Origin of the sequence: Beduini massiliensis (assembly GCF_000829905.1) — a bacterium.
Classification (GTDB): Bacteria; Bacillota_I; Bacilli_A; order Erysipelotrichales; family Coprobacillaceae; genus Beduini; species Beduini massiliensis.
On sequence record NZ_CDPP01000003.1, the window covers coordinates 123,312 to 147,744 of the forward strand.

Below are 24,433 nucleotides of genomic sequence, written 5' to 3' on the forward strand. Positions count from 1 at the left end.
AATTTATTAAATTATATTATATAATTCTAAGTAATTCAGTGAAGAAGATGAGTAGATAATATTTATTTTACAGAGAGAAAACGGTTGGTGGAAGTTTTTAAAGGATATTATTGAAGGCTACTTTGGAGAAGTTCGCTTTGCAGCGTTATTGCATAATTAAGTGTGTGACACATAGTCATGAATTAGGATGGTACCGCGATTTAAGTCGTTCCTATTATAGGAGCGGCTTTTTATATTTTAGAGGAGGACATTATGAAAAAATTAACAGGAAATCAAGTAAGACAATTGTTCTTAGATTTTTTTGAAAGCAAAGGACACAGGGTAGAACCTAGTCATTCATTGATCCCAAATGGAGACCCGACTTTATTATGGATCAACAGCGGGGTAGCAGCCCTTAAAAAATATTTTGATGGAACGATTACGCCGGATGTGCCAAGAATTACGAATGCACAAAAATCAATTCGTACCAACGATATCGAAAATGTTGGTGTGACAGCAAGACATCATACATTCTTTGAAATGTTAGGGAACTTTTCGATCGGGGATTATTTTAAGAAAGAAGCTATTGATTTTGCTTGGGAATTTTTAACAGGTGAAGAGTGGCTGGCATTTGAAAAAGATAAGCTTTATATTACTGTCTATCAAGATGACGAAGAAGCTTATGATTATTGGGTGAACGTTATAGGTGTTCGTCCTGATCATATGCTCAAAACCGAAGGAAACTTCTGGGAAATTGGAGAAGGTCCATGTGGTCCGGATTCGGAGATTTTCTATGACCGAGGGGAAAAATATGATCCTGACCATATCGGTACAACGTTATTTTATGAAGAATTAGAAAATGACCGTTATGTTGAAATATGGAATTTGGTTTTCTCACAATTCAACGCTAAAGAGGGTGTTGATCGTAAAGACTATCAGGAACTTCCACAAAAAAATATTGATACCGGAATGGGATTAGAACGTATCGTGAGCATTATTCAAGAAGGGGAAACGAATTTTGATACAGATTTCTTTTTGCCAACGATCAGAGCTGCAGAAAAACTGGCAAAGGTCACTTATGAACAGGATAAAATGGCATATCGTATCATTGCGGATCATATTCGTACAGTCACGTTTGCTTTGGCAGACGGTGCTCAGTTTGATAATGAAGGACGTGGCTATGTATTAAGAAGAATCCTGCGCCGAGCTGTACGTTATGGTAAAAAGATCGGTATTGAAGGGACTTTCATGTTCAATTTAGTTGATGTCGTATCGGATATCATGAAAGAATTTTATACATATTTACCTGAAAAAGTGGATTATATTAAAAAATTGGTAAAGATTGAAGAAGAACGTTTCCATGCTACATTGAGTGGTGGTGAAAAAATGTTGTCAGAGATCATTGCCAACACAAAAGGCGATACGATTGATGGCAAAACCGCATTTAAACTTTATGATACTTACGGATTCCCGTTTGAATTAACTTTGGAGATTGCTGCTGAACATCAGTTAAAAGTCGATGAAGATGGTTTTAAAGAGGAAATGAGAAAACAAAAAGAGCGTGCTCGTAATGCCAGAGGCGGAAACGAATCAATGGGATCTCAAAAAGAGGATTTAATGAAATTTATGGAATCTTCTACATTTACTTATGATCCAGCCCCATTAAAAGCAAAAGTAATAGGTTTATTTAAAGACGGAATACAAGTTGAAAGGTTAGAAGATGCTGGAGAGATTATTTTTGATCATACCAACTATTATGCACAAATGGGTGGTCAATGTGCAGATCGAGGAACAATTAAGAATGCAGCCACGACTTTAGTATGTACAAATGTATTGAAAGCACCAAATGGTCAGCATTTACATTATGTAGAAGTCAAAAACGGACAAGTAAAAGTCGGCGATGAATTTACACTTGAAATTGATATGACATTAAGAAATCAGACACAAAACAACCATACAGCGACCCATTTGCTGCAAGCAGCTTTGAAAGAAGTATTGGGCAGTCATGTTGCACAGGCAGGTTCTTATGTGGATAGTCAGCGTTTACGTTTTGATTTTACTCATTATGAAAAATTAACCAAAGAAGAATTAAATAAGATTGAACGTATTGTAAATGATAAGATCTTTGCGGCTTATCCGGTCAATATTTCTTATATGTCAAAAGAGGAAGCGATTGCTTCAGGAGCAACTGCATTATTTGATGAAAAATATGGTGACGAAGTGCGTGTTGTTAATATTTCCGGATACTCAATAGAGTTATGTGGAGGAAGCCATGTTGTGAATACATCTGCTATCGGTATCTTCAAGATCGAAATGGAAGAAAGTATTGGTTCGGGTATCCGTCGTATTGAAGCCGTTACGGGGAAAGCCGCGTATGCCTCATTACATCATGCAGTTCAAACGATTGATGCGATCAGTGATACATTAAAACTTAAAAATAAAGCAGAAGTTTTAACGAAAGTAGAAGCTTTGCAGACAGAGTTAAATGAAATCAGAAAAGAAAACGAGAAACTGCGCTCTAAACTAAACAGCTTGGAAGCAAAAGAAAAATTAAGCAATGTCGAAATTATTCATGACATTAAGTTCCTATTGGTTAATCAGGAACAAATGAGTGCAAATGAAGCAAAACAGCTGACTTTTGAATATCGCAGTCAGTTAGGCAGCGGAATTGTGGCTTTAGTGAATGTGGAAGAGGATAAAGCGACTTATTATGTAGCTGTCAGTGAAGACCTTGTTGCTAAGGGGTATAAAGCCGGAGATTTAGTAAAAGCGGCTTGTGCAATCAGCAATGGACGTGGTGGCGGAAAGCCTGATTTTGCTCAAGGCGGAACAAAAGAATTGGACAAAGTTTTGTTGGGAATTAGCGAAATTAAAAAAGCTTTATAGTAGATAAATTGCGATAAATAGTGTACAATGCTTATGAGGATTAGCAGAAGGGAGTGACTGATATGGAGAAAGATATGACAGCAACAAGAATTTTCAGTGCCGAAGATATTAAGCGAGAGGTTATTCGTTCAAACTTACAAACGGTTGTTTCAGCATTAGAAGAACGCGGTTATAATGCCGTACATCAAATTGCCGGATATTTGATTTCAAATGATCCTGCTTACATCTCTAGTCACAAGGGAGCACGTGCTATTATCCAGCAAATCGATCGCAATGAAATTATCGAAGAACTCGTAAAATTTTATTTGGAAAGTAAGTAGATTTATGGAAAAAATAATGGGACTTGATTTAGGGTCAAAGACGTTAGGAATTGCCATTTCAGATGCATTAGGAATGATCGCCCATGGGGTTGAGACATTCCGATTTGCGGAAAATCAAGATAGTTTAAGCATTCCTCGAGTAAAAGAATTATGTGCTCAGGAAGGCATTAAAAAAATTGTTTTGGGTTTACCTAAACATATGAATGGCGATGTCGGTATTCGTGGGGAAGTGTCTCTCAAGTATAAAGAAAAACTTGAAAAGAATATCGAAGGAATTGAAGTGATACTCGCAGATGAGCGTTTAACCACAAAAGTGGCAGAAAATGCATTGATTTTTGCAGATGTATCAAGAAAAAAAAGAAAAAAAGTTATCGATAAGATGGCAGCTGTAACAATTTTGCAGTCTTATTTAGATAGCCATTAAAGGAGATTACAATGGATACAAATCAAATCGTAGTGACAGATGATCAAGGAAATGAACATGCTTTAGAAGTATTGTTCACATTCAACAGTGATGAAACAGGGAAAAAATATGTATTATATTTTGATCCGAAAGAAGAACAGCCAACTGTATTTGCTTCTTCATTCGATGATGAAGGGCAATTATATGAAGTAGAATCACCAGAAGAATGGGAAATGATCGAGGAAGTATTCCAAAGCTTCGTTGCTCAAGATGAAGGTGGATGCGGATGCCACAATCATGGTGACGGAGAATGTGATTGTTCAGGAGATGGTGAATGTGGATGCCATGAAGAAGAAGGTCACGAATGCTGTTGCGGTGACGACGGAGAATGTTGCCATTAAGACTGATTTATCAGTCTTTTTTTATTGACTTAAACAGCCATTATTGCTAAAGCTAAGTCAAAATTCAGGGAGTATCAATAAAAGAAGAACAGGCGGCATAATATGAATGATTTGAAACTTTATATTCTGTGTTATTATAGGCATAATAAATTGAAAAGCGTCGATAAATAGATTATAATAAACTTATTTGGAGGTAACGAATGAAACGTATACATAAAATAATTATTGCTGTTGTGGTGGTCATTGTAATAGCCGGAGCCGGTTTTTTCTTGACTTATCAGCAGTCCATTAAAGCGGTCTCAAATAAGGATGAAAAAATACAATTTACGGTAGTGGAAGGCATGAGTCATGGAGATGTTGTAAATGAATTAGAAGCATCAGGATTAATCAAGAGTAAATTTTTCACACAGTTATTCTTAAAATTCAACTCTTATCCCATTATTCAGGTGAATACCTACCAGTTAAATAAAAATATGGATTTGAAAACAATTTTTAATATTTTATCAACCGGATCTTATGAAAATTTAGTACAGGCAGGATTTACAGTAAATGAGGGACTGACCATACCTGAAATTGCTGAAATCATGGCTAAAGAACTTCATGTTTCAAAAGAAGAAGTGTTAAATAAATGGAAAGATCAAGCTTATTTACAGGGATTGATCAATCAGTATGATTTTTTAACGACGGATATTTTAAATGATCAGCTGCTTTATCCGTTAGAAGGCTATTTATACCCGGAAACTTATAGTACGGTAGGCGTAGAAGCAACAATCGAAGATTATACTAAACTGATGCTGGATATGTCGGAGACGGTTTTTGGCACATATTTGGATCAGATTAAAGCAACCGGCATGAGTGTACATGAATTCTTAACATTTACTTCAGTCGTGGAAAGAGAATCGTTATATGAACAGGATAAACCAATGATTGCCGGGGTCTTTAAAAACCGCTTAAACATTGATATGAATCTGCAAAGCGACATTACAGTTTTATATGCATTGCAAAGAACGGGGTTAGATATTTCCTATGCGGATTTAGAAGTGGATTCACCTTATAATACATATATGTATAAGGGATTACCTGTTGGACCAATCAGCAGTGTATATAAAACAACGATAGAAGCTTGTTTAAATCCTTCACAACATGATTATTTATTCTTCTTTGCATTAAAAGATGGAAATGTGATTTATTCGAAAACATTAGAAGAACATGATAAAGCAGTAGAGGAAAATATGTGGTATTAATATGATAGATCAGAAAACATTAGATAAAATTGAATTAGAAGCATTAAAACGCAATATACCGGTAATGCAAAAAGAAGGGCTTGATTTTATGATCAGCCTTTTAAATGAAGAAAAAGCAATGACGTTACTGGAAATCGGCAGTGCGATTGGGTATTCGGCAATGCGCTTAGTGACCAATGTCGAACAGTTGACAGTGGAAACCATTGAACTCGATGATGAACGTTTTTTGGAAGCGAGAAAGAATATTGATCAGTATGGCTTACAGGATCAGATTTATCTTCATCATGATAACGCTCTGACCTTTGATGAAAGTCAGCTGGTGCTTAAAAACTTTGATGCCTTATTTATAGATGCGGCGAAAGCTCAATATCAGCGCTTTTTTGAAAAATATATTCCTTATATTAAAGAAAATGGGGTAGTCATTGTTGATAATTTAGATTTTCATGGTATGGTGGATCATATTGAAGAGATTCGCAGCCGCAACACAAGACAATTAGTCAAGAAAATAAAAAGATTCAGAGATTGGATATTTGATCATGAACTCTATGATGCCCATTATTATCCGGTAGGGGATGGGATCGTCGTGGTCAGAAGAAAGGAAACATCATGAAATATATTGTTCACTTAAATGACATAGAGATGATCGAGCCATTGATTGAACGTCAGATAGCCGGTGTGATCGTTGGAACAGATCATTATTCTAATGGGGGCATCATAAATAGCTCTATTGAACAGATTCGACAGATCGTCGCTAAAATTAATCATCGTATGCACGTTTATGTACTTGTTAATCGTCTTTTTCATCAACATGAAATCGCAAGTTTAAAAGTATTCTTAAAAGATTTGATGGAGAGCGATATCGACGGTGTTGTTTTTCAGGATTTTGGTGTACTGAATATCGTTCAAGAGTTACAGGCATCTTATAAGATGATCTATGCTCCGGATACTTTGAATACCAATCATCAAACAATGAACAGCTTGTCGTTATTAGGAGTGGATGCTTTTATGCTCGCCGGACAGCTTCATTATGATGAAGTGGAAGCCATCGTCAATCATAGTCAAAAACCATGCATCGTGCCTGTTCATGGAGTCCAGTATATATCTTGTTCAAGAAGAGAACTGCTGACAAACTATTTCTCTCAGATCAATAAATCAGAGAGCAGCAGATATCAAGATAAGATTAAAATTAAAGTCAATAATAAGGAAGAATATTCTTATATTTATGAAGATGAAGCCGGGACTCATATCTATACTACCAATGAACTTTGTACACTAAATTTGAAAATACCGGGAGAATACGGCTATATCGAAACCCTTTATTTAGATAATGATTATATTTTGGATGTTATTGATTATTATCAGAATCATTTTTTAGAAGAAGAACTAAAAACGAAATATCCTGAGCATAACTATGATCATGGATTCTTGGAAGATGGAACAGTTTATAAGATTGAAGATGTAAGGAAGCGTGAAGAACATGAGAAACGTTAGTACAATCATAGATGGGAAAAGAGTTATCACCAAAAAGCCTGAGTTGTTGGCTCCGGCGGGTAACTTAGAAAAATTAAAAGTAGCGATCATGTATGGTGCTGATGCAGTATTTGTAGGTGGAAAAGAGTTTTCTCTGCGTTCTTTAGCATCTAACTTTACGTTGGAAGATATTAAGGAAGCGGTTGAGTTTGCCAATTTGTACCATGCAAAAATTCACGTGACCTGCAATATTATTCTTCATGAAGAAAATTTAGAAGGAATTCGCGAGTATCTGAAAGCGTTGGATGAAATCGGTGTAGCAGCTATCATTGTTGCCGATCCGTACATTATGCTTTTAGCAAAGCAATTACATTTATCTTTACAGGTACATGTTTCAACCCAGTTATCTTCAACCAATGCGGAAGCTATTCGCTTTTGGCAAAAGCAGGGATTGGAACGTGTTGTATTAGGGCGTGAAGTCGACTATCAGGACCTTAAAGCGATTATGGCAGAAACCGATATTGAAGTCGAGTATTTTATCCATGGGGCGTTATGTATTTCCTATTCAGGAAGATGTATGCTGTCGAATTATTATTCAAGACGCGATGCCAATCGTGGGGGTTGTTCGCAGTCTTGCCGCTGGTACTATGATATTTATAAAGGGGATCGAAAAATAAATACAGATGAAGATATTCCCTTTAGTATGTCCAGCAAGGATTTGTCATTAGTCGATCATATCGGAGAACTGATTGAATTAGGGGTGGATTCCTTTAAAATTGAGGGAAGAATGAAATCTCTGCATTATATTGCGACAGTCGTTTCAACGTATCGTAAACTGATTGATACTTACTGTGCCGATCCGGATCATTTTGAATACGATCCAAAGTATATGACGGAATTGAATAAAGCGGCAAACCGTGCGTTAACACTGGGATTCTATAATCAAAAGCCAAGTCAGAATGACCAATTATTTAACTTGCGCGATGAACATCCTACCCAGGAGTTTTGCATGCGTGTCTTACACTACAACCCAGTCACTCAACTAGCTAAAATTGAACAGCGCAACTATTTTAAATTAGGGGATGTGGTAGAATTTTTCAGTCCTGATCGAGATAATTTTAAAATGGTTGTCCGTGAGTTATATAATGAAGACATGGAAAAAATAGAAGTAGCCAATCATCCGATGGAAGTCTTATATGTCAAAGTAGAAGGGCTCGTTAAAAAAGACGATATGGCAAGAAAGGTGGGAAAATAGTGAGACCGATTATTATTGGAATTGCCGGTGGAACAGCTTCCGGCAAGACAACGATTGCGAATCGACTGGTTGAATCTTTTGTGGATGAAACGCATGTAACTGTGATTCGTCAAGATGATTACTATAAAGATCAAACTCATAAAACGATGGCGGAACGTGTAAAAAACAATTACGATCATCCGGATGCTTTTGATACGGAATTCTTAGTTGAACAACTGTCGGCTTTAAAAAGAGGCGAAACTATTTTAAAGCCTACCTATGATTATGAACAACATACCCGCAGTGATATCGTTGAAATGATTGCACCTAGCCGCGTTATCGTTTTAGAAGGAATCTTCGTCTTAGCTCAAAAGGAAGTACGTGATCTATGTGATATCAAGGTCTATTGTGACACCCCGGATGATATTCGCTTTATTCGTCGTTTAGTCCGTGATGTGAATGAGCGTGGGCGTACGGTCGAATCTGTCATCAATCAATATTTAAGTACAGTAAAGCCAATGCACGATGCCTTTATTGAACCTTCTAAAAAATATGCGCATATTATATTTCCGGAAAACACCGAAAATGATGTAGCGATCGATCTATTAATTACTAAAATTGCTAGTATTATTCAATAAATTATGTTATATTTAGGACTGGAAGGTGAAAAAACATGGAAGAAAATAAAGTTTTACTAACCCTAAGTGGTATCGAAAAATTAAAAAAAGAACGTGAAAATTTAGTTAATGTTGAACGTCCACATGTCATAGAAGAGTTACAAGCTGCCAGAGCCCAAGGGGACTTGTCAGAAAATGCTGACTATGATGCAGCCAGAGATAAACAAGCCGCATTAGAAGCAAGAATCAAAGAAATCGACAGCATGTTACAGCATGCAGAGATCATTAATGAAGATGATACCGATGTTGCCTTAGTTAAACCGGGGACAACGGTGACTTTATTAGATTTAGCCGATAATGAAGAAGGAACTTATACAATTGTCGGTTCTTTTGAAACAGATCCGGGAAATGGAAAGATTTCAAATGAGTCACCATTGGCAAAAGCGATCCTTGGACATGGGATGAATGAAATTGTTACTGTTGCAGTGGAAGATCCTTATGAAGTCAAAATCTTAAAAATTGAGTATAAAAGCTAATCTCGCTTGCGAGATTTTTTTATTTAAAAAGCAGGAATATGTCGCCATTTCATAAAGTTGGGTTACTTTATGGAAACGTTACGCATTCCTGCTTTTGTTTATGCTTTTACAATTTCAACCAATAACTCTACGCATTGTTTCATAGCATTAATACTGACATATTCGTATTTGCCATGCGCGTTATAGCCACCGGTTCCTAAGTTTGGACAAGGCAGCCCGGCATACGTCAGCATGGCTCCGTCCGTTCCGCCGCGAATCGCACTGCTTTTTGGTGTTAAGCCAATTTGTCGCATTGCTGTTTTCGCTTTCTCGATGACACGCATATCCTTTTCAATATGTTGTCTCATATTTGCGTACGTATCTTGAATATCTAAAGAGATAATCGGATACCCATATTTATTATTCATAAACGTTTGTGCATTGATAAAATCCTGCTTTTGTTTTTCTAACAGCTGTTCATCATGATTACGAATAATATAATCCATTTGCGTAAAATCCACATTTCCGCTCATTGTGTTTAAATGATTGAAGCCTTCATAGCCTTCCGTATATGCGGGGTTATCAAAAACCGGAAGCAAGCTTTGGAATTCCATTGCCGCTAATAATGAATTGATCATCTTATATTTCGCACTTCCTGGATGAATTCCTTTTCCCTGCACACTGACTTTACAACTGGCGGCATTAAAGTTTTCATAATCGATACAGTTAATTTCCCCACCGTCAACGGTATACGCAAAATCACAGCCAAAATATGAAACATCAAAGTTTTCGGTTCCTCGGCCTACTTCTTCATCGGGTGTAAAAGCCAGTTTGATCGTTCCATGTTTGATGGTAGGATTTGCTAATAAATAGTCTGCCATCTGCATAATTTCGGCAATCCCGGCTTTATCGTCACCCCCTAAAAGAGTAGTGCCATCGGTCACAATTAAATCCTGATGGATATTTTCTTTTAGACTTGGGAATTCTATTGGGTCCATCACAATATTCAGTGCTTCATTTAAAACAATCGGTGATCCATCATAATCTTGAATGATTCTCGGTTTCACATTTTCACCGCTCATATCCGGTGAGGTATCCATATGTGCAACAAAACCAATAGTAGGTAATGGTTCTTCCGTATTGCTTGGTAAACATCCGTAAACGACTCCGGAATGATCCAACTTTACCTCCTGAATCCCCATCTCCTGCATTTCCTTTTCTAAAAAGCGTGCCAGATCCAGTTGTTTTGATGTACTGGGAACACTGCTAGAAGTGGCAGAAGACTGAGTATCTATCTTGACATAATTTAAAAAACGATCAACAACGTTCATCTTATCCCTCCGTTCTTATAATTTTTATTATATGCCGATTAAAATAAAAGAGCAATGAAATCATTGCCCTTTGTGGATTTGTTCAATTAAGTTTTTGGCTTCGGCAATCGACGTGGCATCCAGATAAGTCACATAGAGTTCTTCACCATATTGAGGAAGATAAGTAATATCATCTTCTCCGGCAATAATCAGATTCTGATAGCTTAAATTACCAAAGTTAGGTGCCAGTCCGGCAAGGGTATATAACTCTTTCTTCGTAAAGTTCGTCAGCATGTTCGATGACAATACTTTTAAGATCGAATTAAAATTCGTTACGACAGAGAAACTTGTCAGCTTATTGGTAATTCCCTGAATCACTTGTTGTTGTGCGTTGTTACGGATATGATCGGTTACCGTTTTACGATGACGGGCATAAGCTAAAGCCTGTTCTCCGTTTAGATTTTGCTGACCTTCTTCTAAACAGATGGCATCCGGCACATCGTTGCTGTCTTGTTCACAGAAACCATAGTCGACATGGATATTAATACCGCCAATCGCATCGATAATTTTAACTAACGCATTAAAGTTAAATTTCGCAAAGTAGTTGATATTGATATCTAAAAGATCTTCTACCGTATTGATAACAGATGGAATTCCGGACATCCCGGCATGTGTGATCTTGTCTTTTTCTCCCCCATTGATGCTGACATAAGAATCACGCGGGATGGAGATCAGACTGATTTTCATGGTTTTAGGATTAAAAGAAGCGACCATCAGTGTATCTGTACGGCTGTCTGTTTTGATCGTTCCTTCTTCTTCACGAATATCCACTCCCATGATGAGGACATTGAAGGGTTCACTGGAAACATTCACCGGATCACTCGTGGCGGAAGAAGAAAGTGACAGCTGACAGACTAATGTTGTCTTTTGAGTAAAGTCTTCATTGTATTTTTTCATTGTTTCGGTTTCTTTTTCAGAGACAACGATGACATCAACATCTTTTTCCGCTAAACCAATATATAGATCTACGGCCGTTGGATAAGAAACAATTGTATGCGTAGACGAGGTTTTGTTGTAATCTTTTTTGAGTGTATTGGATAAAGGCATCTTGATACTTCCATCTTCACGGGACAAGGTACCAAAATAATCGATTTCTTTTGAACTCAAACTGGTAATATTGGATTCTTTTAATGCATACACATTACACACCAAGACTTCTTCAGTCAGATCAATATCTGTAATGGAATCCATCGTTCGATCGATATTATAGTATAGATGGTTAACATAGGTTAAACCAATACATAGCGCCAGCATCAAACAGATTGAGCTTAGTCGCTTGCGTTTGATTTTATTCTTTTCTCTTTGGGGCATCTTACGTTTGACCTTTTTTAATTGTGTTGACCAAAAACGTATAAAGATCAATGCACAAACAACGATTAAAATAATAATAAAAGCATAACGAAATCCGGTTGTAAAGCCTTGATATTGATAAAGCTGCCAGCCGCTAAATCCGGTAATCCCGATAAAGATGGCAGACAGCACAATTGCGAATATTTTTCTCATTTCTATCACCTTGTTTAATATTACCCAATGAAGCAAATTTAGTCAATGAATATCATTGCTTTTTTCGCATGACAAATTTCGTGACATCATATATAATGAGGCAAGGAGCGTGAGAATAATGAAATTGATTGAACAGATGAAAAATGAAGATTTAGGCGGTGTCCTTTTATATAATTTTACTTTAGGATATGGTCAGCCGGTTCCGATAGAAATTTATGACTATGTACTGCCATTGCTTTTTAGTGAATGTTTTACTTCACATATTTTAAGCGTTTCGACTTATCAGGAATGTGTCGTTGAAACGCTGAAAGAAGATCCTGCTTTATTTGATGATATTCGTAATCAGCTGGAAGCGTTGAAGCAGCTGACAAACCGTACGTTAGGATTAGCCGTTGTCAATAGAATAATGGCATTTGAAACTATCGCGCAGCAAGTCTGCGGGATAACGCAGCCAAGTTCGATTCTGCCTTTTAATGAAGCAATACGTTTAGGCGAGTGGTTTAAGCAGCTTACTTTGGAAGAAATGATTAAGCCTTTTTCTCACCAAACGAAAAAAATCGTTATTTTGGATGGGGAGACATTGGGAGATGATATTGATCTTACCGTATTTAAAAAATTAGGACAGCTGACGATCTATCCGGCATCTACCCAAGAAGAAGCGATTCAACGCATAGCGGATGCTCATTATGTGTTAGTCAATAAAGTCGTGTTGGATGAACAAGTATTAAAAAATGCCCCGCATTTAGAATATATCGGCTTGTTTGCCACCGGTTTGAATAATATAGACTTAAATTATTGTCAGAATCATCAGATTACTGTCAAAAATGTATCCGGCTATTCTACGGATATCGTGGCACAACATACCTTTGCTTTACTTTTATATCTTTATGAAAAAATGGCATATTATGATCACTATGTGCAATCGGGTGATTACTGTCATTCTCTGTCATTTTCTCATTTTGGAATGCCATTTAACGAATTATCAGGGAAAACTTGGGGAATAATAGGATTAGGGCAGATCGGATGTCAGGTCGCAAAAATCGCAGAAGCCTTTGGCTGTCATGTGATTTATTATTCAACCAGTGGTAAAAATCATCACGATCACTATCAGCAAGTACCGTTTTATACTTTGCTGGAACAAAGTGATATCGTCAGCATCCATGCGCCTTTGAATGAACAAACGTATCATCTATTCAATGGGAAAGCATTTGCACATATGAAACGTACGGCTTATCTGATCAATGTCGGCAGAGGACCGATTATCGATGAAATTGAATTGGCTTTTGCCTTGAAACATCATTTGATAGCCGGTGCGGGATTAGATGTATTGGAAACAGAACCCATGACTAAAGATAATCCTCTGCTTCCGCTTTGTGATTCACAGCATTTAGTCATTACACCACATAGTGCTTGGGCGGCAGTGGAAACAAGGAATCGACTGGTTCAGTTTGCATTTTCCAATTTAAAGGCATTTATAGAAGAAAATGTTGAATAGAAGGTGATTAATCGCCTTTTTTGTTTGCTTTTTGCAAGAAAATGTGGTACAAATAATCTATTGCAAGAAAAAGGAGAAATGAATGAAGAGATTTGAAGAATTTAATTTAAGTATTGAGGTACTGCAAGGTATCCGCAACATGGGATATGATAAACCAACAAACATCCAAGCAGAGGCGATTCCTTTAATGTTAGAAGGACAAGATGTTATCGGTTTAGCTCAAACTGGAACAGGAAAAACTTTGGCTTTTGCCAGCGGGATGCTTTCGTTGTTAGAATATAATTATGATAAATCAATTAAAGGAGTAATTTTATCTCCAACAAGAGAGTTAGTTGTTCAAATAGAAAATGAAATGCGTCGTATCGGTGAATTTACAAAAGCCAAGATCATCTCTGTCTATGGCGGAAGCAAAATCGAACCGCAGATTCGTGATATTAAAAGAGGTGTTGATATTATCGTTGCTACGCCGGGACGTTTAATGGATTTAATGCGTCGTAAAGTGGTAAAGTTAGATCAAGTAAAAATATTCGTTTTAGATGAAGCAGATGAAATGCTGAACATGGGATTCTTAGAAGATATTGAAACGATTCTGGAACAGACGAATACAGATCGTCAGACGGTATTATTTTCTGCCACTATGAAAGAAGATATTCAGCGTATCGCTAAAAACTATATGCGTGAAGATGCGGAATTAATTAAAGTAGATCAGCATACGAAAACAGCATCAACAATTAAACAGTATTATATTGAGACAAAACCTAAAGCACGTTTAGAAACACTTTGCCGTTTGATCGATTTTGCTCAGATTGAGAGCGGAATCATCTTTTGTAAAACGAAAAAAGGCGTGGATGATCTTGTTTTTGAACTTAAGAACCGTAATTATTTAGTCGAAGCGATTCATGGTGATTTGTCACAGGAACAGCGTATGAAAGCTTTGCGTCAGTTTAAAGAAGGGGCAACCACTTTATTAGTAGCGACAGATGTTGTAGCTCGTGGAATCGATATTGAAAATGTAACACACGTTATTAATTATGAATTACCACAGGAAAAAGAAGCGTATGTCCATCGTATTGGGCGTACCGGGCGTGCATCGAAAGAGGGAACAAGTTATACTCTGATCACAAGTCGTGAAAAGAGCTTTATCGAACAAGTACAAAAGCAAATGAACTGTACGATCAAGGAATTGCCGATTCCAACGAATGAACAGATCTTAGAAGTGAAGGCGGCAGCGTTATTAACCAAAGCGAGTCAGTATTTTGAAGACCGTCGTCATCAGCGTTTTGTGGATATGATGAGTGCCTATGATCATCATATGCTGGTAGATTTATCTGCTTCACTATTTTCAATGCTGTATGAAAAAGAAATCGGTTTTGATGAAACACAACGTGTAGAAAAACCGACAGAATATGAAGTCATTCGCTTAAATGTCGGAAAGAAAGAACGTGTTCAGGCAAAACAAGTCTTATTCTTTATCTTAGATAATAGTAATATCAATAAAAGAGCGGTTGGGCATATTCGCTTGGCACCGAAATTTACAGATGTTGAAATTGAAAAGAAATACGCTAAGAAAGTATTGGATAAATGTCAAAATCAGCGTATCGGTCGTAATAAAGTAAAATTAGTCAGAGCTTAAAAAAGGCGGGTCATCATGGCTCGCTTTTATTGTTACAACAATGAGATTTCTTTGGCATATAATGATAGTGATTCTCTGATATAATGGTACTGTGTCATCTTTTAATTTCATGAAAAGCGTGTTATACTGATAATATTCAAAGGGGGAACGAGAATGAGTAAGAAAATTATTGCGATTTCTGGCGGGATTAGCAGAGAAAATGGCGTGAAGCGTGCGAACATCAGTCAAAATTATATTGATGCGGTCGTAGCAAGCGGACATTCGCCGCTTATTTTACCTATCATGCAGGATGAAGAAGCAATCGAAGCGGCACTTCGTGTTTGTGATGGATTGATTATGACCGGGGGAGTGGATATCAATCCATTATATTACAATCAGCCGGTACATCGTTTATGCGGTGAACTTGATGATGAACGTGATACGTATGAAAAGAAAGTAATGGATAAAGCAACAAAATTAGATATGCCGATCTTAGGTATCTGTCGTGGGAATCAGATGATTAATGTATATTTTGGCGGAACCTTATATCAAGATGTCACATTGAAAGATCAAAATGTGATTCAGCATTTACAACTTGGAAGTCGTGGGAAAGGCTGCCAGTTTATTGATATTGAAGAAGGCAGTTTGCTATATAGTGTGTTGGGCAAGAAAGGATATGTGAATTCTTATCATCACCAATCTATTGATCAGTTAGCCCCTAATTTTAAGGTGACAGCTACAGCGGTAGATGGTATCATTGAGGGGATCGAGCATGTCAGCAAAAAGATTTATGGTGTGCAGTTCCATCCGGAAGTCACCCATTATGAAGATGAACTCATGCTGAACATCTTTAAAGAATTTATTGATCGCATTTAGGAGGAAAGTATGTACAGTTATATAAAAGGAATGGTCACAATGATCTTTAAGGATCATATTGTGTTGGAAAATCAGGGAATCGGCTATATGATCTATGTACCTAATCCATATAGTTTTAAAACAAACAGTGATATGACTGTATATATTTATCAGCAGGTAAAAGAAGATGGGCATCTTCTTTTTGGGTTTAAATCTTTAGAAGAAAAAGAATTGTTTTTAAAACTGATTTCGGTAAAAGGAATCGGACCCAAAACAGCGGTCGGAGCTTTAGCGACTTTGGAAGTGGAGCGCATTGTCGGTGCGATTGAAAGCGGCAATATCAACTTCTTAAAGAAAATTCCGGGAATCGGACCTAAGGCAGCCGGACAGATTATATTGGATTTACAAGGGAAGATTGTTTTGCATAACGAGCCTTCGATCAATCCGGCATTTGATGAAGCGATTGAGGTGCTGGTGGCATTGGGGTATCGTGAAGCGGATGTTGTGAAAATAATGAAGAAAATCGAAGATGATGCGTTAGATACGAACGGGTATGTCAAACAAGCATTAAGTTTATTAGTAAAGTAGGGAAAACATGAATAGAGAAGGAATATTGGATGCCACTTTCCAAGAAGTGGAAGAGATCACTTTGCGTCCGCAGTCCTTTGCGGAATATGTCGGGCAGGAGGATCTTAAGCAGAATTTAAAAGTTTTTGTTGGAGCTGCCAAGATGCGAGAGGAATCATTGGATCATGTCTTGTTGTATGGACCCCCCGGACTGGGGAAAACGACAATGTCCATGATTATTGCCAATGAGATGGGGACCAACATTAAAGTGACGACAGGGCCAAGTATTGAAAAAACTGGGGATTTGGTTGCGGTATTAACCCAATTAGAAGCAGGAGATGTCTTGTTTATTGATGAAATTCATCGTATTCCCAAAGTGGTCGAAGAGATTTTGTATCCGGCAATGGAAGATTACTGCGTAGATGTAGTGATTGGAAAAGATGCGTCAACACGCTCGGTGCGTATTGATCTGCCTCCGTTTACTTTAGTCGGAGCAACAACGCGTGCCGGTGATTTATCGGCACCATTGAGGGATCGTTTTGGGATTATCTCAAAGCTCGAATACTATCAGCCGGAAGATTTAATCAAGATCATTTCTCGAACTGCCGGTGTTTATAATATGGAAATGGAAGAAGAAGCAAAGGCGGAATTAGCCCGTCGTTCTCGCGGTACTCCGCGTATTGCTAATCGTCTGTTTCGTCGTGTGCGTGATTTTGCACAATTTAATGGGGACACCACAATCACTTTAGCACGTACCCAAGAAGCATTGGGGCGATTAAAAGTCGATCATTTAGGACTGGATGATGTCGATCACAAGTATCTTTTAGGGATTATTGAACGCTTCCGTGGGGGACCGGTCGGATTGGAATCCATTGCCGCGTCCATTGGTGAAGAACCGATGACTTTGGAAGATGTTTATGAACCTTATTTATTGCAGACAGGGCTGATTAAACGTACGCCAAGAGGACGTGTCGTAACAGAAATGGCGTATCAACATTTTAATATTCCTTATCATACGAAGTAGATCTAACGAGGTTAGGTCTATTTTTATTTAGGAGGCTATATGAAATCAATTATTCTATTTATTATACTGCTGTTTAGCAGTTATTTTTTTACTTTTCAAACCCAAGGTTCTCTAACCAAACAAGAAAGCCAACCGATCATTACTGTGGTGGTCGAAGGAGCACTGCATAATCCCGGTACTTTTGAATTAAGTGAACCGACTATGGACGCCTTACTGCTCCAACTGGATCTTGATGTTCAAGCAGATTGTACCTGTCTTTCTATGGAGAGGACTTTGCTTGATCAGGATATTGTATTTATCCCTAGTATGGTCCAGCAAAAAGTGTCCTTAAATCAAGGAAGCATAGAAGAATTGATGAGCATCAACGGAATTGGTCAAAAGAAAGCGGAAAAAATCATTGAATATCGAAATAATATTCCCTTTACTTATATTGAACAGATCATGGAGATAAGTGGTGTAGGGTATAAAACCTATTTAAAATGGAGACCCTATCTATGTTTATAATCTATTTAGCGTTGTTTATGATCATGGTGATTTTACTCATCAATGGGACTTATGCAATTATTGTTGTTTATGGCCTCCTGCTTTATTTTTGTTGTTGTAAATATGGGGTTAAAATGTCACTCCTGCTCCAACTGCCCGTTCTCTTGTTTTGTTTCATGGTTAAGGTCCCACAGGCACAGCTGCCAAGTGAATTAAAAGGAGAAGTGGTGGAGGTTGGGGAGTATCATTATATTTTAAAGACCGATTATGGAAAAATAAGGGTCGTCAGTCATGGACAGGAAATTGAAAAAGGCAATCGTCTGGTTATTGAAGTTTTGCCGGATTCTTTATCTAAACCAAGCAATTTTAATGCCTTTGATAATCGTCTGTATTGTTTTAGTCAGAAAATCTTTTACCAAGTAAAAGAACAGCAACTGCTTTCTAATGACCATCATCGCTCATTAATAGGTAAGGCGGAACATTGGATAGAAGGCTTTAAAAATGAAAAAGTCGTTTCAATGACGAAACAGCTTATATTAGGAATCAAGGATGAAGCCATGGCAGAATTATTAGAAGCCGGACAAAATCTATCCATCGTTCATCTCTTTGCCCTTTCAGGGATGCATTTAATGATACTGAAAAAATTATTAGAAAGAATTGGTATTCGCCAAACAAAATGGCTTCTTTTTATATTAGGGGCTTATGTCTTGTTTTTAGGGGATGTGATTTCCTTATGGCGGGCTTATTTGATGCTTCTGTTTCGCTATTTATTAAAAGATAAAGGGAATGATTTAGAGATTCTTTCGGGAATCAGTATTTTATTTTGTCTTTATAATCCGTTTGTCATTTACTCCTTATCCTATATTTTCTCCTTTACGATTTATGCATTCATATTGTTAGCTAAAGGACATCGCTTTTCTTTTATCTACCCTTACTTAGCGGGCATTCCCATTGTTTTATCCACTCAATTTTCACTAAATCCGTTTAGTTTCTTTTTTATCTGGTTATTTTCTCATGTCATTGAAATCCTTTATGGTATCGTACTATTAAATGTGGGATGCTTTAATCTTTTGGGAACGATTACCGGGTTTGTGATTTCTCAATTTGAACGAGTTCTCTATTTTTTAGATCATTATTCATTAGAATGGATATTCATGAAACCGCCAATGATCTTCTTTTTATTTTATTACGGTTTCTTACTGTTATCTTTATACCATGAACCTCTCAAGGGGTCTTGTTATAAAGATTATTTAAAATTAGGCGGTGTAATCGTGATCTTATATTTTTATCCCTATCTTCAGCCCTATAGCCGTGTCACAATGATCGATGTGGGACAAGGGGACTGCTTTTTAATTATGCAGCCCTTTCATCAAGGAAATTATTTAATCGATACCGGTGGGAACCAGAATTATGATCTGGCTAAAAAACGCATTATCCCTTATTTGAAGTCTATCGGTATTAAAGAACTGACTGCACTCATTATTACCCATGATGATTATGATCATATGGGGGCGAGTGAAAGCTTACAGACGCACTTTATAATTAATAAAGTTATCACGAAAGGCGAGGATGTTGGCATGTTGAAGTATTTGCCTCTGCCTTATGCTTCAGAAGATAAAAATGCTAATAGCTTAGTGTATTATTTGTACTTAAATCAGCTAGGATATTTGTTTACCGGTGATTTGCCGATTGCTCAGGAAGAACAGCTGACGGCAATGTATCCGCAGTTAGAAGTCAATGTATTAAAAGTAGGACATCATGGATCTAATACATCTACAGGGGCACTGCTGCTATCGACCTATCAGCCACACTATGGGCTTATCAGTGTTGGCAGAAATAACCTTTATCATCACCCTAATGCGCTTGTTTTAGAACGGCTGAAAGCTTATGATGTTGACATTTATCGCAGTGATACGATGGGAATGGTAGAGATCGTCAGTCTTTTGGGGATTCACCGAATTAATTATTGTAGAAAAACTTGAGACAGGGTATAATTTGAATGGTGATAAAAATGATTTATGTGCTTTATGGAGAAGAAACGTTTCTATTGGAACAAAAACTTAAAGATATTAAAAAAGAATACGGAATCAGTGAAGAAAATATGAATCTTGCTGTCTATGATTCCGCTGCAACAGAATTAAAAGAGGTGATTGAAGACTGCAATATGCCGCCTTTTTTAAGTGACTATAAAATGGTACTGTTGAAAAATCCTTATTTTTTGACGACCCAAAAAGGACCGGCGAGTCTTCATCAAGATGGCACTCTATTGGAAAAATACCTTAAAGCACCGATGGAATCTACAATATTCGTCATCTATCATAATGTCAAGAATTTTGATGAACGTAAGAAATTAGTAAAGCTCTTGAAAAAAGAAACAACATTCATGCTGATGGATAAGATCGGACATCATCAGTTAAAGTCTTCGGTTCGCAATGCAGTAAAACGCAGAAAAGCGGTGATTGACGATGAAGCGTTGGAATTTATGCTGAGTCGTTTGCCTAATGATTTGATGATGATTTCTAGTGAAGTAGAGAAACTATGTCTTTACTCACAACATATCACTTTGGAGGATGTACGTGCCGTCGTCAGCAAACCCTTAGAGGAAAATGCGTTTGAACTGGTCAGTGCAATCATGAAAAAAGACCAGCAAAAAGCTGTTCAGATTTATAAAGATTTGATGGTGAATAATGAGGAACCGGTAAAACTGATTGTATTAATTGCTAATCAGATGCGTTTGCTGATGCAAGTCAAAACTTTGGATCGAAAAGGGTATAATGACCAGGAAATCGCTAAAATACTTGGGATTAACCCATTTAGACTGCGTTATATTCGCGCCGATGCTTCTCAGTATGATATACAGGATTTGATGCACCGATTAAATGATCTTGCCTTGTTAGATACCGATATTAAAAAAGGAATGGTCGATAAGAGGCTGGGCTTAGAATTATTTTTGATGAAAGTATAGGAGATAATTATGGAATCTTTAAGAAACTTATATAAAATTGGGGTAGGACCTTCATCTTCACATACCTATGGACCTAAATTAGCGGCAGAAAGAATTAAAATGCTTTATCCAAATGCTTCAAAGATCGTTGTCACTTTATATGGATCTTTGGCATTGACAGGAAAAGGACACTTAACCGATTATATTATCGAAAAAGCCTTAGCACCGTTACCCTGTGTGTTTACCTTTAAAGCGGATGCTTTGCCTTATCATCCGAACGGGATGATGTTTACTGTCTATGAGGGAGAAAATAAGGTGGATGAGATTACTGCCTATTCCGTGGGCGGTGGCAAGATTGAAATGCCCGGGGTTGAAAATGAAGCCGATCAAGAGGTCTATCCGCAAAAAAATATGACAGAAATCATTGAGTATATTGAAGATCATAATATTTCTTTTTACGATTATATATTAGAGTTTGAAGATGAAGAAATTGAAATCTATTTATACCATGTTTTAGAAGCGATGTTTCAAAGCGTTGAGGATGGGCTGCATACTCAGGGCACGATTCCCGGGCGTCTGCAATTAAAAAGAGTGGCTAAGATGATGCATGCACAGGCTTTAAACACAAAAAAAGAAAGCGAACGTGAACGGCTTTTAGTCAGCAGCTATGCTTATGCGGTCAGCGAAGAAAATGCGTGTGGGCATACAATTGTGACTGCTCCGACATGTGGGGCCAGCGGAGTAATTCCAGCGGTACTGTATTATTGCTATAAACAATTGCATATGGAGAAAAAAGATTTAGTCAAAGCCTTGGGAGTCGGCGGATTATTTGGCAATGTCATCAAGAAAAATGCAACGATTTCCGGGGCTGATGGGGGCTGTCAGGCAGAAATAGGTTCGGCATGTGCAATGGCCGCCGCACTTTATGCATGGCTGTTAGAACTCAATAATAGTGCGATTGAATATGCAGCGGAAATGGGAATGGAACATAATTTAGGATTAACCTGTGACCCTGTTGGCGGTTATGTTCAGATTCCTTGTATTGAACGCAATGGCTTTGCGGCATTAAGAGCGATGGATGCGGCAGTCTATTCAAAACAACTTGGATATATCCGTAAAAATAAAATCTCATTTGATGCAGTAGTAAAAGTTATGTATGAAACAGGAAAAGATCTAAACTCAGCTTATAAGGAAACATCACTAGGCGGACTTGCAAGTCATTTTGAATTTGGTGAAGAAAATGAATAAAAAAATAGAATGGTTGGAAAATAATGAAGGGATGGGATTGTATGTCCATATCCCTTTTTGCACGAATATCTGTACTTACTGTGATTTTTCCAAAATGTATTATAAAAAAGAATGGGTTGATCGCTATTTGGAAGCTTTAAAAAAAGAGATTCAGCAATATGCCATTGATGTCCCGATTACCACAGTATATATTGGCGGTGGAACGCCAAGCAGTTTAACCACGGAGCAATTGCAAACACTCTTACAAATGCTGCAGGTGTATACGAATAATGTATTGGAATATACGATTGAGGTGAATCCGGAATCAATGACCTGTGAAAAACTGCAGTTGTTTAAAGCTTATGGCATCAATCGTTTAAGTATTGGAGTTCAGACCTTTAATGAAAAGATTTTAAAGAAGATTGGCAGACAACATTGTAATCAAGAGGTTTTTAGGCTCATTTACCAAGCACAAGAAATCGGTATAAACACCATTTCAATCGATTTAATGTATAATCTGCCTTTACAGACAAAAGAGGATATTTTAAAGGACTTGCAAATTGTTGAAACTTTGCCAATCACACATTTATCCTATTACTCCTTAATATTGGAAGAACATACTATGTTGTATAATGAACACTTTGAGGGCATGAATGAGCAGGAGGAATACACAATGACAGAGATGATCCGTGAAAAGCTCGGGCAGATTGGGTTTCACCGATATGAGATCAGTAATTTTGAAAAAAACGGACATCCTTCTTTGCATAACAGCATATATTGGCTCAATCAGCATTATTATGGATTTGGTTTGGGAGCGCATGGATATCTTCAAAATATCCGCTATTCAAATACAAAACAGTTATCCGCTTATTTAAGGGGAGAGTTTTTGCTATGTGAGGAAACGATCAATCAAACAGAAAGTATGTTTGAAGCTTTGATGTTAGGCTTGCGTTTAGCTAACGGTATCTCTCTTTCCTTGTTTAAACAGCGTTATCACATAGATTTGCTTGCTTATTATCAAGAAAGATTGCAGCCATTTTTCGATCAAGGACTCTTAATCATAGAAGAAAATCATTTGCGCCCAACTAGTAAAGGGATGGATTTATTGGATTTTATATTACTTGAATTGGTCGATTAACTTTTTTATATTTTTAGCACTAAATTGTTGACAGTGCTAAATAATTATGTATAATATAGTTAGCACATGAAAATGATGAGTGCTAAAAGGTGGTGACATCATGCTTACATCAAGACAAATCACGATATTTAAAGCCATTGTGGATGCGTTTGTAGAAACGGCAGAACCGGTGGGCTCTAAGTATTTATTGGAAAGATATCAGTTACCATACTCAAGTGCAACAATTCGTAATGAAATGGCGGCTTTAGAGGAATATGGCTATCTGGAAAAGACACATACCTCTTCGGGACGTATTCCCAGTGTGGAAGGGTACAAGTATTATGTGGAAACACTGACGGATTTTAAAATCGAAGATACGATTAAAAATCAAATGCAGACAATATTCAGCGAGCGCGGCAGAACTTTAAATGAAGTTGTTAAAGAAAGCTGTGAGATGCTGAGTCAGCTGACGCATTTAACGTCCATTGCTTTAGGACCGGATGCCCGGAATGAAAGTTTGCAAAACATCACGATAGTTCCCATTTCCAATGAGCGTGTCTCGGTGATTATAGTGACCGATATGGGACATGTGGAAAATAAGACGTTTATCTTGGATGGAACGTATAGTTATGAAGATTTGATTTCTTGTGTAGGAGTTATGAATGAGATGCTGATCGGCACTCCGATCAATCAGGTCATTATCCGTTTGGAAAAAGATGTAAAACCAATCATCTCAAGTCGTATTCAGGAACATGAAGTGCTCTTTAGAGCGTTTCTGGAAGCTTTTGTTAAGTTTGCCAGCAAAGATGTTTATTTCTCCGGCAAAGAGAATATGCTGTATCAGCCTGAATTTAATGATGTCAATAAATTAAGAAGACTTGTCAGTGCCTTTGAAAATTCACAGATGTGGCAAAGCATCGGATTGAATGAAGAAGAAGGCGTCACTGTTAAAATTGGTCAGCCACTTCCTTTAACAGAATTAGAAGATGTTTCAGTGATTTCCGGATCATTCAAAACCGGCAGTCATTCATCCGGAACTATTTCCGTTATTGGTCCAACAAGAATGCCTTATGAACAGGTTGTTTCTTTAGTGGATTACGTGTCAAAAAATATTGAAGAATTATTTTTCAATGATGACGACGAAGATGATGAATAAGAGGTGAAAGA

Annotated in this window: 23 protein-coding genes and 1 other annotated feature; of the genes, 21 read left to right on the forward strand and 2 right to left on the reverse strand. The window is 37.3% G+C overall.

Annotation, left to right across the window (positions count from 1 at the left end; translation table 11 throughout):
* Window positions 1–29: 29 nt before the first annotated feature.
* Window positions 30–216, forward strand: a binding site (T-box leader).
* Between the two features lie 36 nt (window positions 217–252).
* The 10 genes from alaS to greA all read left to right on the forward strand — a co-directional run bounded on the left by alaS (window position 253) and on the right by greA (window position 9,090).
* A complete protein-coding gene (gene alaS, locus BN1225_RS02310) occupies window positions 253–2,865 on the forward strand; it encodes an alanine--tRNA ligase (protein WP_041138214.1) in 2,613 nt (870 codons plus the stop codon).
* A 62-nt stretch (window positions 2,866–2,927) separates the two neighbouring features.
* Entirely contained in the window at window positions 2,928–3,185 is a 258-nt protein-coding gene (locus tag BN1225_RS02315; protein ID WP_041138215.1) for an IreB family regulatory phosphoprotein, read from the forward strand.
* 4 nt (window positions 3,186–3,189) lie between these two features.
* The gene (gene ruvX, locus BN1225_RS02320) at window positions 3,190–3,609 is read left to right on the forward strand and encodes a Holliday junction resolvase RuvX (protein WP_041138216.1); all 420 of its coding nucleotides are present in this window, start codon (window positions 3,190–3,192) and stop codon (window positions 3,607–3,609) included.
* 11 nt (window positions 3,610–3,620) lie between these two features.
* A complete protein-coding gene (locus BN1225_RS02325) occupies window positions 3,621–3,989 on the forward strand; it encodes a DUF1292 domain-containing protein (protein WP_041138217.1) in 369 nt (122 codons plus the stop codon).
* Window positions 3,990–4,189: 200 nt separating this feature from the next.
* Complete coding sequence (gene mltG, locus BN1225_RS02330; RefSeq protein ID WP_041138218.1) at window positions 4,190–5,233, forward strand: endolytic transglycosylase MltG; 1,044 nt, start codon at window positions 4,190–4,192, stop codon at window positions 5,231–5,233.
* Between the two features lies 1 nt (window position 5,234).
* Window positions 5,235–5,843: an O-methyltransferase gene (locus BN1225_RS02335; protein ID WP_041138219.1), complete on the forward strand. Its 609-nt coding sequence runs from the start codon at window positions 5,235–5,237 to the stop codon at window positions 5,841–5,843.
* Complete coding sequence (locus BN1225_RS02340) at window positions 5,840–6,724, forward strand: peptidase U32 family protein (RefSeq protein ID WP_041138220.1); 885 nt, start codon at window positions 5,840–5,842, stop codon at window positions 6,722–6,724. Before BN1225_RS02335 ends, BN1225_RS02340 begins: the two co-directional genes overlap by 4 nt.
* Window positions 6,711–7,958, forward strand: coding sequence for a peptidase U32 family protein (locus BN1225_RS02345; RefSeq protein WP_041138221.1), 1,248 nt, complete (start codon window positions 6,711–6,713; stop codon window positions 7,956–7,958). Before BN1225_RS02340 ends, BN1225_RS02345 begins: the two co-directional genes overlap by 14 nt.
* Window positions 7,955–8,575 (forward strand): uridine kinase, encoded by a 621-nt coding sequence (udk, locus tag BN1225_RS02350; protein WP_041138222.1) that lies wholly within the window; start codon window positions 7,955–7,957, stop codon window positions 8,573–8,575. The genes BN1225_RS02345 and udk overlap by 4 nt, the downstream gene beginning before the upstream one ends.
* A 35-nt stretch (window positions 8,576–8,610) precedes the next feature.
* On the forward strand, window positions 8,611–9,090 hold the full coding sequence (gene greA, locus BN1225_RS02355; RefSeq protein ID WP_041138223.1) for a transcription elongation factor GreA: 480 nt from the start codon (window positions 8,611–8,613) through the stop codon (window positions 9,088–9,090).
* A gap of 98 nt (window positions 9,091–9,188) precedes the next feature.
* Here the strand turns inward: greA and pepT are convergent, their stop codons facing one another.
* Entirely contained in the window at window positions 9,189–10,400 is a 1,212-nt protein-coding gene (gene pepT / locus BN1225_RS02360; protein WP_041138224.1) for a peptidase T, read from the reverse strand.
* A 60-nt stretch (window positions 10,401–10,460) separates the two neighbouring features.
* The gene (locus tag BN1225_RS13990; protein WP_052466256.1) at window positions 10,461–11,942 is read right to left on the reverse strand and encodes an LCP family protein; all 1,482 of its coding nucleotides are present in this window, start codon (window positions 11,940–11,942) and stop codon (window positions 10,461–10,463) included.
* Between the two features lie 118 nt (window positions 11,943–12,060).
* Here BN1225_RS13990 and BN1225_RS02370 point away from each other — a divergent pair, with 118 nt between their 5' ends.
* The 11 genes from BN1225_RS02370 to hrcA all read left to right on the forward strand — a co-directional run bounded on the left by BN1225_RS02370 (window position 12,061) and on the right by hrcA (window position 24,422).
* Window positions 12,061–13,437, forward strand: a complete 1,377-nt coding sequence (locus BN1225_RS02370; RefSeq protein ID WP_317621625.1) for a D-2-hydroxyacid dehydrogenase — start codon at window positions 12,061–12,063, stop codon at window positions 13,435–13,437.
* An 82-nt stretch (window positions 13,438–13,519) separates the two neighbouring features.
* Entirely contained in the window at window positions 13,520–15,070 is a 1,551-nt protein-coding gene (locus BN1225_RS02375) for a DEAD/DEAH box helicase (protein ID WP_041138225.1), read from the forward strand.
* Between the two features lie 153 nt (window positions 15,071–15,223).
* Entirely contained in the window at window positions 15,224–15,925 is a 702-nt protein-coding gene (locus BN1225_RS02380; RefSeq protein WP_041138226.1) for a gamma-glutamyl-gamma-aminobutyrate hydrolase family protein, read from the forward strand.
* A 9-nt stretch (window positions 15,926–15,934) separates the two neighbouring features.
* Window positions 15,935–16,492, forward strand: a complete 558-nt coding sequence (gene ruvA / locus BN1225_RS02385) for a Holliday junction branch migration protein RuvA (protein ID WP_041138227.1) — start codon at window positions 15,935–15,937, stop codon at window positions 16,490–16,492.
* Window positions 16,493–16,499: 7 nt separating this feature from the next.
* Window positions 16,500–17,495 (forward strand): Holliday junction branch migration DNA helicase RuvB, encoded by a 996-nt coding sequence (gene ruvB / locus BN1225_RS02390; protein ID WP_041138228.1) that lies wholly within the window; start codon window positions 16,500–16,502, stop codon window positions 17,493–17,495.
* Between the two features lie 39 nt (window positions 17,496–17,534).
* A complete protein-coding gene (locus BN1225_RS02395; RefSeq protein WP_041138229.1) occupies window positions 17,535–17,999 on the forward strand; it encodes a ComEA family DNA-binding protein in 465 nt (154 codons plus the stop codon).
* Entirely contained in the window at window positions 17,990–19,960 is a 1,971-nt protein-coding gene (locus BN1225_RS02400; protein WP_041138230.1) for a ComEC/Rec2 family competence protein, read from the forward strand. Before BN1225_RS02395 ends, BN1225_RS02400 begins: the two co-directional genes overlap by 10 nt.
* Window positions 19,961–19,977: 17 nt before the next feature.
* Window positions 19,978–20,943, forward strand: coding sequence for a DNA polymerase III subunit delta (gene holA, locus BN1225_RS02405; RefSeq protein ID WP_197066524.1), 966 nt, complete (start codon window positions 19,978–19,980; stop codon window positions 20,941–20,943).
* Window positions 20,944–20,952: 9 nt separating this feature from the next.
* Window positions 20,953–22,170: an L-serine ammonia-lyase, iron-sulfur-dependent, subunit alpha gene (locus BN1225_RS02410; protein WP_041138232.1), complete on the forward strand. Its 1,218-nt coding sequence runs from the start codon at window positions 20,953–20,955 to the stop codon at window positions 22,168–22,170.
* Entirely contained in the window at window positions 22,163–23,287 is a 1,125-nt protein-coding gene (gene hemW, locus BN1225_RS02415) for a radical SAM family heme chaperone HemW (RefSeq protein WP_082029248.1), read from the forward strand. Before BN1225_RS02410 ends, hemW begins: the two co-directional genes overlap by 8 nt.
* 100 nt (window positions 23,288–23,387) lie before the next feature.
* Window positions 23,388–24,422, forward strand: coding sequence for a heat-inducible transcriptional repressor HrcA (gene hrcA, locus BN1225_RS02420; protein WP_041138233.1), 1,035 nt, complete (start codon window positions 23,388–23,390; stop codon window positions 24,420–24,422).
* Window positions 24,423–24,433: the final 11 nt, after the last annotated feature.

Excerpts from the sequence above, each read along its gene's own strand:
- alaS (WP_041138214.1), top strand. The coding sequence starts at position 253 with ATGAAAAAATTAACAGGAAATCAAGTAAGACAATTGTTCTTAGATTTT.
- BN1225_RS02315 (WP_041138215.1), top strand. The coding sequence starts at position 2,928 with ATGGAGAAAGATATGACAGCAACAAGAATTTTCAGTGCCGAAGATATT.
- ruvX (WP_041138216.1), top strand. The coding sequence starts at position 3,190 with ATGGAAAAAATAATGGGACTTGATTTAGGGTCAAAGACGTTAGGAATT.
- BN1225_RS02325 (WP_041138217.1), top strand. The coding sequence starts at position 3,621 with ATGGATACAAATCAAATCGTAGTGACAGATGATCAAGGAAATGAACAT.
- mltG (WP_041138218.1), top strand. The coding sequence starts at position 4,190 with ATGAAACGTATACATAAAATAATTATTGCTGTTGTGGTGGTCATTGTA.
- BN1225_RS02335 (WP_041138219.1), top strand. The coding sequence starts at position 5,235 with ATGATAGATCAGAAAACATTAGATAAAATTGAATTAGAAGCATTAAAA.
- BN1225_RS02340 (WP_041138220.1), top strand. The coding sequence starts at position 5,840 with ATGAAATATATTGTTCACTTAAATGACATAGAGATGATCGAGCCATTG.
- BN1225_RS02345 (WP_041138221.1), top strand. The coding sequence starts at position 6,711 with ATGAGAAACGTTAGTACAATCATAGATGGGAAAAGAGTTATCACCAAA.
- greA (WP_041138223.1), top strand. The coding sequence starts at position 8,611 with ATGGAAGAAAATAAAGTTTTACTAACCCTAAGTGGTATCGAAAAATTA.
- pepT (WP_041138224.1), bottom strand. The coding sequence starts at position 10,400 with ATGAACGTTGTTGATCGTTTTTTAAATTATGTCAAGATAGATACTCAG.
- BN1225_RS13990 (WP_052466256.1), bottom strand. The coding sequence starts at position 11,942 with ATGAGAAAAATATTCGCAATTGTGCTGTCTGCCATCTTTATCGGGATT.
- BN1225_RS02370 (WP_317621625.1), top strand. The coding sequence starts at position 12,061 with ATGAAATTGATTGAACAGATGAAAAATGAAGATTTAGGCGGTGTCCTT.
- BN1225_RS02375 (WP_041138225.1), top strand. The coding sequence starts at position 13,520 with ATGAAGAGATTTGAAGAATTTAATTTAAGTATTGAGGTACTGCAAGGT.
- BN1225_RS02380 (WP_041138226.1), top strand. The coding sequence starts at position 15,224 with ATGAGTAAGAAAATTATTGCGATTTCTGGCGGGATTAGCAGAGAAAAT.
- ruvA (WP_041138227.1), top strand. The coding sequence starts at position 15,935 with ATGTACAGTTATATAAAAGGAATGGTCACAATGATCTTTAAGGATCAT.
- ruvB (WP_041138228.1), top strand. The coding sequence starts at position 16,500 with ATGAATAGAGAAGGAATATTGGATGCCACTTTCCAAGAAGTGGAAGAG.
- BN1225_RS02395 (WP_041138229.1), top strand. The coding sequence starts at position 17,535 with ATGAAATCAATTATTCTATTTATTATACTGCTGTTTAGCAGTTATTTT.
- BN1225_RS02400 (WP_041138230.1), top strand. The coding sequence starts at position 17,990 with ATGTTTATAATCTATTTAGCGTTGTTTATGATCATGGTGATTTTACTC.
- holA (WP_197066524.1), top strand. The coding sequence starts at position 19,978 with ATGGTGATAAAAATGATTTATGTGCTTTATGGAGAAGAAACGTTTCTA.
- BN1225_RS02410 (WP_041138232.1), top strand. The coding sequence starts at position 20,953 with ATGGAATCTTTAAGAAACTTATATAAAATTGGGGTAGGACCTTCATCT.
- hemW (WP_082029248.1), top strand. The coding sequence starts at position 22,163 with ATGAATAAAAAAATAGAATGGTTGGAAAATAATGAAGGGATGGGATTG.
- hrcA (WP_041138233.1), top strand. The coding sequence starts at position 23,388 with ATGCTTACATCAAGACAAATCACGATATTTAAAGCCATTGTGGATGCG.